This is a genomic window from Pseudomonas grimontii, assembly GCF_007858185.1.
In the GTDB taxonomy this organism is placed as follows: Bacteria; Pseudomonadota; Gammaproteobacteria; order Pseudomonadales; family Pseudomonadaceae; genus Aquipseudomonas; species Aquipseudomonas grimontii.
Window position 1 is genome coordinate 102,228 of the sequence record NZ_VFES01000020.1, and the last position, 9,054, is coordinate 111,281.

Annotated in this window: 6 protein-coding genes and 1 rRNA gene; 4 read left to right on the forward strand and 3 right to left on the reverse strand. The window is 54.8% G+C overall.

What is annotated here, in order from left to right; translation table 11 throughout:
• Positions 1-110: 110 nt before the first annotated feature.
• The 3 genes from FIV39_RS25975 (at position 111) to FIV39_RS25990 (ending at position 3,682) form a co-directional block, all read left to right on the forward strand.
• Positions 111-1,439, forward strand: a complete 1,329-nt coding sequence (locus FIV39_RS25975; RefSeq protein WP_090400686.1) for a tyrosine-type recombinase/integrase — start codon at positions 111-113, stop codon at positions 1,437-1,439.
• Positions 1,440-2,429: 990 nt separating this feature from the next.
• Positions 2,430-3,410: an integrase domain-containing protein gene (locus tag FIV39_RS25985; protein WP_090400688.1), complete on the forward strand. Its 981-nt coding sequence runs from the start codon at positions 2,430-2,432 to the stop codon at positions 3,408-3,410.
• Complete coding sequence (locus tag FIV39_RS25990; RefSeq protein ID WP_090400689.1) at positions 3,407-3,682, forward strand: hypothetical protein; 276 nt, start codon at positions 3,407-3,409, stop codon at positions 3,680-3,682. The genes FIV39_RS25985 and FIV39_RS25990 overlap by 4 nt, the downstream gene beginning before the upstream one ends.
• A 179-nt stretch (positions 3,683-3,861) precedes the next feature.
• Here the strand turns inward: FIV39_RS25990 and FIV39_RS25995 are convergent, their stop codons facing one another.
• Together FIV39_RS25995 and FIV39_RS26000 are read right to left on the reverse strand one after the other, a co-directional pair.
• Entirely contained in the window at positions 3,862-5,235 is a 1,374-nt protein-coding gene (locus FIV39_RS25995) for an IS1182 family transposase (protein ID WP_010568148.1), read from the reverse strand.
• A gap of 238 nt (positions 5,236-5,473) precedes the next feature.
• A complete protein-coding gene (locus tag FIV39_RS26000; RefSeq protein ID WP_090400690.1) occupies positions 5,474-7,666 on the reverse strand; it encodes a TonB-dependent receptor in 2,193 nt (730 codons plus the stop codon).
• A 360-nt stretch (positions 7,667-8,026) separates the two neighbouring features.
• Here FIV39_RS26000 and FIV39_RS26005 point away from each other — a divergent pair, with 360 nt between their 5' ends.
• Positions 8,027-8,224 carry a hypothetical protein gene (locus tag FIV39_RS26005; protein ID WP_102617300.1) on the forward strand — a complete coding sequence of 66 codons (198 nt, stop codon included), beginning with the start codon at positions 8,027-8,029 and terminating at the stop codon, positions 8,222-8,224.
• A gap of 734 nt (positions 8,225-8,958) precedes the next feature.
• Here FIV39_RS26005 and rrf read toward each other — a convergent pair.
• Positions 8,959-9,054, reverse strand: a 5S ribosomal RNA gene (gene rrf / locus FIV39_RS26010); the annotation flags it as partial.

Consider the following 9,054-nt stretch of genomic DNA (forward strand, 5'->3'; position numbering starts at 1 on the left):
AACTGCGGGCTTTTCGGTCTCTGGGGTTCCACCCCCATCTCTTGCAAGCCAACCTCTTTTTGGTACATTTTCTGTACATATTCCAGTTCGAGAACCGGAGGTGTACAGCGATGCCATTGACCGTCTTGCAAATCAAAGCATCCAAGCCTGCCGACAGACCGTTCACGTTGAGTGATAGTTCGGGTCTTGCCTTGCTGGTGAAACCCAACGGCAGCAAGTATTGGCACTTCAGGTACACCTATCAGGGGCGGGCGGCGCGCATGTCACTGGGCGTGTATCCGTATATCTCCTTGCAGGAAGCCCGTGAACGAGCTGCAGAATGCCGCAACCTACTCAAGCAAGGCACCAACCCCGGCGCCAAACGCCGCTATGACAAACTGCGACAGCAGGAGGCCGGACTCAACACCTTCAGGCGAGCCGCGGAGTACTGGTACCAATTCAAATCGGACTCCGGCCGCAGCAGCGCGACGCTGAAGAAGATCCGCGACTATCTCGATAAGGATCTACTGCCCGCTCTCGGCGAGAAGCAACTGGAGCTCATCACGCGAAGCGACTGCGCAAAACTGCAGGCCTGCATCGAAAAACGAGGCGCGTTCAATGTTGCGGACAAGACCCGGACCTGGCTGAAACAGATTTTCAGTCAAGCCATTGCACGCGGCCTGTGCGAACACAATCCAGCCTCCGAACTCCATGCCATTGCGATAGCGCCACCGCCCACTCAACACTACCCACATCTGCACGAACACGAACTACCTGAGTTTCTCCGGGCCTTAAGCAAGACCACCAGCCGGCTACCAGCGAGGATTGCATCATGGATGACAATTCTGACGGCGAGCCGCCCCGGCATGGTTCGCTACGCAAAATGGGAGGAAATCGATTTTGAGGAAGGGATATGGACCATCCCGGCCGCCCGCATGAAGATGCGCAGAGACTACGTCAGCCCTCTACCTCATCAATTGATCGCCATGCTTACCAAACTGAACCAAAGCACTGGCCGCAGTCGATATCTATTCCCAGGCAATGGGGAAAAGCAGCCAGTCATCAGTGAAAACACGATCAACCTAGTGTTCGCCAAGATCGGCTATAAAGGACGACTCGTCAGCCATGGCACTCGTCATACCGCAAGCACGCTGCTGCGCGAACATGGTTGGCTGAAGGACCATGTCGAAAGCCAGCTGGCTCACGTCGAGGGCGGTATCTCTGGCGAGTACAATCAAGCTCTATACCTGCCGCAACGTCGGATCATGATGCAGTGGTATGCAGACTATCTCGACGCCCTCAAAGAAGGCATTACAGCCAACCTTCGCGATCAATTTGATACTCGCGTTAATCAGTTCCTCGCACGCCCTTCTGCATCGCCTCTAACAGCATCTCGTGCACACAAAGATGATCACCTCCAAAAGTTGCCTATCGAGACAGACTCAACGGAGACTCAGTGATCACGTGACGCCTCACCAATTCGACCCGGTCGACGACAACATCATCGCCTTGCAAAACTACCGTGGCGTATTCCAGCACTGGTAAGTCGGTGAGATCTCCACAGCCCAGCCTTCCACGCGGGTCCATCCAAACAGGGCTGCAAAGCCGCCCTGCTTGGATGGACCTCACTTAAAAAATCTAAAGCCCATGCAACTGTCTGTGGAAAACCACAGATTTCCACCGGTGGATAACTTCATCCACCGCCGCAGAACTCCGGAAAATTCGAGCCTTGACCCGAATTATCCACAGGCGTAGAAAAGATCGGGCAAAGCGCTGTCGTTGACAGCAACCCAGGTAACCAGAACCTTTAAGGCTACGCCACACCGTGGTGGTTCTCCCAAAGTGCGATTAGCGTCCGGCGGTTCGCACGGTCACAGCGATGTGATGGATGCCTACTTTTACCAGCGTGCCCACTGCGGCAACTCATTCCCTTTCATAGCTGCCCTGCAGCAACCTATCCGCTTGGCCATTTCCTTGCGCCAACCTACGCCCGTCTCTTTCTCCCGGAAAGAGACGGGCGCTCGTACCGCTGCTGCAGCCCAACTCGTACAAGGCATTGCGGCATTTCCCCTCGTGACAATCGGCGTGACAAACACCGAAGTCACCAGCAACAGCGATGCAGATGATGGTACCGCAGCCCATGGGATGGACTGCACCTGACTGACAGTCAGGCATGCCCCGGTCATCGCTTCACTGCCTTCACCTGACTCAGGATCTCGCGGCACTGGTCTCGTCAGCCAGTGCAGCCTCCACCCGCCCACTTCTTCGGAAGTGCTCAGGAGACCAGATCATGAGATGCCCAAGCTCCCGGTCGTAAAGAGCCGCCAGTCCTGCGTTAGTGGACAACCCTCACAGGCCGCAGGGGCCTTGATCCCTGATAACACTCAACATTCTTGGCGGGATGACGTGGGGAAAGTTTCAAAGATTTTGGCTTCGAGAGGAGTTTGATCATGGCGCTAGTAGGTAGACGCGATGGGCGTAATTTTGGCTATGGCCGGCAGCTGAGTTATGCCGGACCGCAGGCGCTGCGCGACCTATTTGGCGGCGGGCATTACGGCACGGTCAAGGCGCACAGTGATCGATGGCAGGCGTTTGTACGCTGGTGTCGGTCGGAGGATGGACCAGGGCTTAACGATGCGCGGCGGATTGATCGGCAGACTTTGCTGGACTACGCCGGGCACTTGCGTCAAAAAGTTGAGTTGGGTGAGCTAGCCATCGCCACAGCGCAAAACCGGTTGTCCAGCGTCAACCGGACCATGGCCGCGCTTCGCGGTGATCAATATGTGAAAGTGCCGAGCCCGAGCAAGGCGTTAGGAATGCGGCGGACCACCGTTCGCACAACCGCGCCCCAAGGCCAAGATCGTGAGCAAGTTATGCGCATCGTCGAAGCACTTCGCGAACACCAAATGCCGCGCGCGGCGGCTATCGCTCAGTTGGCGCGAGCCACCGGCATGCGCTTACGCGAGGCGATTTTGGCCGACCTACCGCGTTTAAAACGTGAGGCCGAACGCTACGGCAAGATCAACATCCAGGATGGCACCAAAGGTGGCCGTTCAGGCGCGTTGGCACCTCGCTGGATCACTGTGGATGATCACATCCGTGACGCGCTGAGGTTTGCCCAAAAGGTCTCGCCCGACGATAGCCGCAACCTGCTTGCACCGAACGAACGCTACCTCGATTTCTTGCAGGGAATCGTCGGCCCCGCACGGGACATCCTCCATAAGAACAACCTCAAAGGCTTCCATGAATTGCGGGCAGCCTATGCATGCGAACGTTACGAGCAAATCACCCATCATCCCGCGCCTATCAACGGTGGCCATTGCTATCAGCTCAACCGACACCTCGATCAGGAGACCCGAGTACAAATCAGCTATGAGCTGGGGCACGGCCGTATCGGCGTGGTATCGGCTTACATTGGTGGTCGAGCATGAACACGGCATTCGATATGGAGCTGTTCCTGGCGGGCGTCTTGACCGGGTCACACACCACACGCCAACGCCACCTGCGTCAGGCGAAGACTATCCAAACAGCGATCGCTGAGCGCTGGCAATGCGACAATCCATGGACTTGGCAGAGAAAACACCTTGCATGGTTTTTTAATCACCATCTAAACCAGCGCACTGAATCGACGCGCTATTACTATTTGCTGACCATGCAATTACTCACTCGTCGTCTAGGAAAATCCTGGCAGTTCACCCCCTAAGCGAAGGTCAGAAAACGGCCGATTCTGTTGAAAAAGTCGGAATTTCAGGCTGTAAGAAGGCGACGTTGGCCCTCGTTTCAGAACCTGGTCACCACGTTGCGTGGCTTTCCGGTTCTGCATTGACCGTTGCAGCTTGGTTAATAGGTTAATTTGAGGGTTTTTGCTGATTCCGGGCGTACCTATCCCGTGGTCGGCGGCCCTTGTGAGGTCAGTTTCGCCAGTCGTCTTAAATTCTGTACCGCAGCGGCCAAGGTAAATTCGTCGTTTGCACCGGTCATTCCTCGTAGCCTTAATCGATCCAGTTTCAGGATTCGTTTGAGATGAGCGAACAACATTTCGACCTTTTTGCGCTCATGGCGAGAGCACACGTATTGCGGTGTTGCGGCAATTCGCCGAGCAACATTGCGTGCCGCCTCATGGACGCTACGGGCGATTTTTCGGAACGAGGTGTTTGGGCAGCAGCGCTCTTTCATTGAGCATTTAGAGCAGTCTGTTTTCCGGGATCGAAAGATGATGGTGTCGGCTTTCGTGACATGTGAGCGCTGGTTCTTGAAGGCCCGCCACTCGCTGCGCAGGGCGTGCCCCGTGGGACAACGATATTCCTGCGCTTCTTCACTCCATTGAAAATCACTGATCGAGAGGCTCTCGTTCTTACGCTCGGTTTTGTCCCAAACCGGCACATGCGGCTCGATGTCTTTTTCGTTCACCATCCAGGCCAGCATCGGTGCGGTTCCGTAAGCGGTATCGCCGATGAGCCGATCCGGCTTGATGTCGAACTGTTCTTCGACCCGCTCGATCATGGTCTTGGTGCTCTCGACCTCGGCGGTTCGATGCGCTGGGGTCGGCTCCACATCCATGATCACGCCATGCTCGACATCAATCAGATAGTTCGTCGAGTAGGCGAAAAACGCCGGGCCTCCTGGCGCTGCGGTCCAACGAGAAAGTGGATCAGTCAATGACAGGCGCTTAGGCAGTGCTTCGCGTAACGCTTCTTCATCCAGCGCTTCAAGGTACTCACGCACGGCGCGAGTACTCAGCGACGGATCGCGCCAGTTGATTTCATCATCGCCAGGTACGCCACGTTGCCGACTGGCATCTGCTTTGATGACGCTGGCGTCGACCGCAAACCCTTCGCCCTTGACCAGACCTGCGTCCATGCAGCGACGCAGCACCTCGTTGAACAGCCAGCGAAACAGCGAGCTGTCACGAAAGCGACCGTGCCGATTCTTGGAAAACGTAGAGTGATTGGGGACTTCGTCTTCGAGGCTTAAGCGGCAGAACCAGCGATACGCCAAGTTCAAATGAGCCTCTTCGCACAACCGACGTTCGGAGCGAATGCCGTAGCAGTAGCCCACCACCAACAGGCGAATCATCAGTTCGGGATCAATCGATGGGCGCCCGATTGGGCTATAAAAATCGGCGAGATAATGGCGCAGATCGCTGAGATCAAGGCATCGATCAATGCTGCGCAGGAGGTGATTGGCTGGGATGTGATCTTCAATGTTGAACGAGTAAAACAGCCTCTCTTGTCCGCTCGACAATTGTCCCATCATGCTGCAAATCCTCCCGCTGGCCGATGACCTGATTTTGCCGCAGGCCAAGCAGGAGATCTACTTTTTCAACAGAATCGGCCAAAAGCAGCTACTCACGAGCGGCTGCTTTCGGTCAAAGGCTTACTATAATGTCGCTGAAGCACATCTATCCATGCTCGCTTCGACTGTCGCTTGTCGATTCGATGATCTTTCCGTCAACATGAATAGCGTTGATGCTCCAAGCTGTCGCGGGCCGTATTCAGAAATCAATGGTTCCCGAGAACTTCACCAAGCGGGGGTCGCCCTGCGAGAGGTAGCCGCCATTTGCCGACGCCCAGTAATTCTTGTCGGTAATGTTTTCCATGTTGACTCGTAGAGTCAGTTCTTTTTCAGCGAGCTTCATCTTATAGCGTGCCCCAGCGTCGAAACGGTTCCAGGTAGGCAAGCTCAGGTTGTTCGCCTGATCAGCATACTGCCCGCCAGTGCGCAGCATCCTCGCGCTCAAAGCGGCCCCTTCGATACCTGGAACGTCCCAATCTACGCTGGCATTGAGTTGAAACGTAGGCACGCCAATGGCGTGGTTGCCATCGTTCAGGCCGCCAGCAGTTTTCTTCAGCTCAGATGTCATGCGAGTGCCGCCCGCCATCAACCGAAGGCCCTCAATGGGTTCGCCAAAGACGCTGATCTCTAGCCCTTTGTTAACCTGTTCGCCATCACGCACATAGAGTCTCTGCGCGTTGTCGACATAACCATCGGAAGGTTTCTCGATGCGGAATACACTCAAGTTGGCGCCGAAGGTTTGCATGTCCAGCTTGATGCCCGCTTCCAGCTGCTTTGTGCGTCCAGGAGGAAAGGCTTCGCCCAAGTTTGTGATGCCTGTACCCGACGCCACTGGGCCTTTTGCGAGTCCTTCGATTCGGTTGGCGTAAAGAGAGACGCTGTCCACGGGCTTGAACACGATGCCATATACAGGCGTGGTGATGGACTCATCGTAAATGGTGCTACGACTGCCATCGTTTGCCGGATTGGCTACACCGTTTGAAGTGGTGCCGTCGTACAGGTAGTTTTCGACACGTAATTGCTGACGCCGGACACCATAAGTGACGAGCAGTTTGTCATCGAACATACCCAGCGTATCGGAAACCGCAAGGCTACGATTTCGGGTTTTGCCAGTCACCCCTGGGTCACCCATTTCACCACCGGTGATGGACACAGCAGTAGGCTTGGGAAGCGCTGGGGTATTGTAAATATTGCTGTTGCCGGTAACCGAGCGATAGAACGTGTATGCGTTCTCCTGCTCTGTCCAGATGGTTGAGCCGCCAATAGCGATCTGGTGGGAAATCGGGCCAGTGTTGAAGCGCCCATTTAACCCTGCGCTGAACGTCGTATTGTCTTCATTGTGCGGGATCTCTGAGCCACCAATCGTAGCTACGCCGTTATTGCCTACGAGTGTTGGCGTGGCATAGACGCCCGTTTCTCGGGTGTGCTTCACACCGCCAGCAAGGTATGCCGTCCAGTTCTCGCTCAGGTCCCAGTCACCGCGAATCATGCCGAAAGTGTCTTCGGTTTCCGAGTAAGTCCAGTCCTGACCATAGTTATGACTAGCGTGAGGTGCAGTGGGAATGTGAGTGGCATTGCCAACGTTGACAGAGTTACGCAGTCCGTTGACCCGCTGTTTCTGGTACCCAAAATCGGTGGAAGCGCGGAAGCCGTCACCGCGATAATCAAGGCCCGCTACGAACAGCTTTGTACGTTGATCCTCATTATCGATCGCCGTTTCACCTTCCCGCTGGCTCAGGTTTACCCTGGCACCAAACCGATTATCTTCGCCGAAGCGCTGCCCGATATCCAAATGCTCACCAATACGGCCATCGGTGCTGATGTCTTGCGTATAGCGTCGAGTCGATACATCCTCTGCGCGTTTCGGCTGAAGATTGACGCCACCCCCAAGACCCGAGCCAGTGGGGCTCACACCGTTGATGAAAGCATTGGGGCCTTTGAACACCTCGATGCGCTCAATGGCGTCCGTCGACAGAATTTGACGTGGCAAGACGCCATACAACCCGTTGTAGGAAATGTCGTCGCCGGTCAGTGGCAAGCCTCGAATGACGAACACCTGGGACTGGTTACCAAACCCGTAGGATTGACGCACCGACGGATCATTTAGCAGTACGTCGCCTACGTCTTCTGCTTGTTGATCCTCAATCAGCTTCGAGGTGTAACTGGTCATTACAAAGGGGACATCCATATTGTCCTGATTACCCAGCACTCCCATTTGACCGCCCCTCGCCACCTGACCGCCAGCATAGGGGGCTGGTAGGGTGTTGGAGTTGGGTTTGATCGCATTGGCAGTGACATCGGTTACTCCCAGTTCGAGCGGTTCCGCAGCCTGGGCGAAGAAACTGACCGAGCAGCATACTGCGAGCAGCGTAGGGCGAGATGGAAACAACATGGGTTAGGTACCTGCGAGGGAGGGTAATTTTTCGCGCTATTAATAATGATTCGCAGATGTATTATCTATATGAGCTGGGCAAATTGCCATAAGAAATTGCAAGGCTTGCGGATTCTAAGCCATCCGTAGATCGGTAAATGCTGAACGGACTAATCTGGCCGGCAGCTCCTGCCCACCAGCAGCATTGGGTCGGTAACCGCAGGAAATGATTGACCGCTTCTGGCCGACTGCGGCCCTTCGTGACTGGCAGCAATCGACTGTGGATGCACCCTCCTCCCGGCGTCCTTCCCACCATGCGCAACTCCCTACCGAAGTCAGTAATCCCCCTGCTACGCTGAAAATTTCACGGAGGATTGCACAATGCCAAACTCAGACTTACTCCCTTCCCTACTATTTAAGATCAATGAAAACCAGCTCGCCCTAGAGGCCGCCATCATGGAGCTGTCGAACTGGGTAGAGATGCGCGGATCGGCGGACGTCGCCGACAATGTTCGGGGCGCCCTGGACACGATCGATCGAAACGAGGAGTTCATCAAGATAACGCTTGCTGTGCTATGACTCCCGACTAATCGCGAAAGTTCGCCATGTGTCGGTTCGGCATTTTTTTGGCAGTCCAGGGAGTCTATCCGTAACCAGTTCCTTGTAGATATTATTCACAGCTCGTCGGAAATCGGATGGAGAAATCTGATCAAGCGTCCATCCACACCAGTCCTAATTGGAGGCAGGTAGGGTGTACACTTCACGGTACAACGTGGAAGTGTACACATGCAAAAAACCATGTTAATTATATAGTTATGCTATTATTCGAGTCTCCCTCGGGCACCATCTTAAAGAAAGACCTTGAATTTCAAGGTCTTTTTTTTCGTCTATAGAAAAGCGCCCTGAGGCCGCAACGGCGCCCAGAGAGCGAGTTAGCACCATCCGCCTCCCCAGCCACCATAAAGTCCAGCGAGCCCACTCAGGGGCCTTGCAAGGCCGCTAAAAACACCCCTCCTGATTATCTCAAAGCCCACCCAAAGCACCGCTCGGGCTTCGAGCGGGGATACTGCTTCACGTGATGGACGAATGCCGCCCGCGCCAGAACTCATCAGGATTCAGAAGCGTGTCAGCGCATCTATTGATGCGATGCAGGCTCTGGGGAAACCGACGCTTTACGAGTAGAAAAAAATGGGACGACTGCAGCAAATTTATCGCTGAGAACATTCATGAATTCACCCAGAAATTTTAGGGCACTTTTCGACCGAGCAAAACAAAACCCCACCTGCTTTCGCAAATGGGGTTTCGGAATTTAATCTTGACGATGACCTACTCTCACATGGGGAAACCCCACACTACCATCGGCGATGCATCGTTTCACTACTGAGTTCGGGATGGGATCAGGTGGTTCC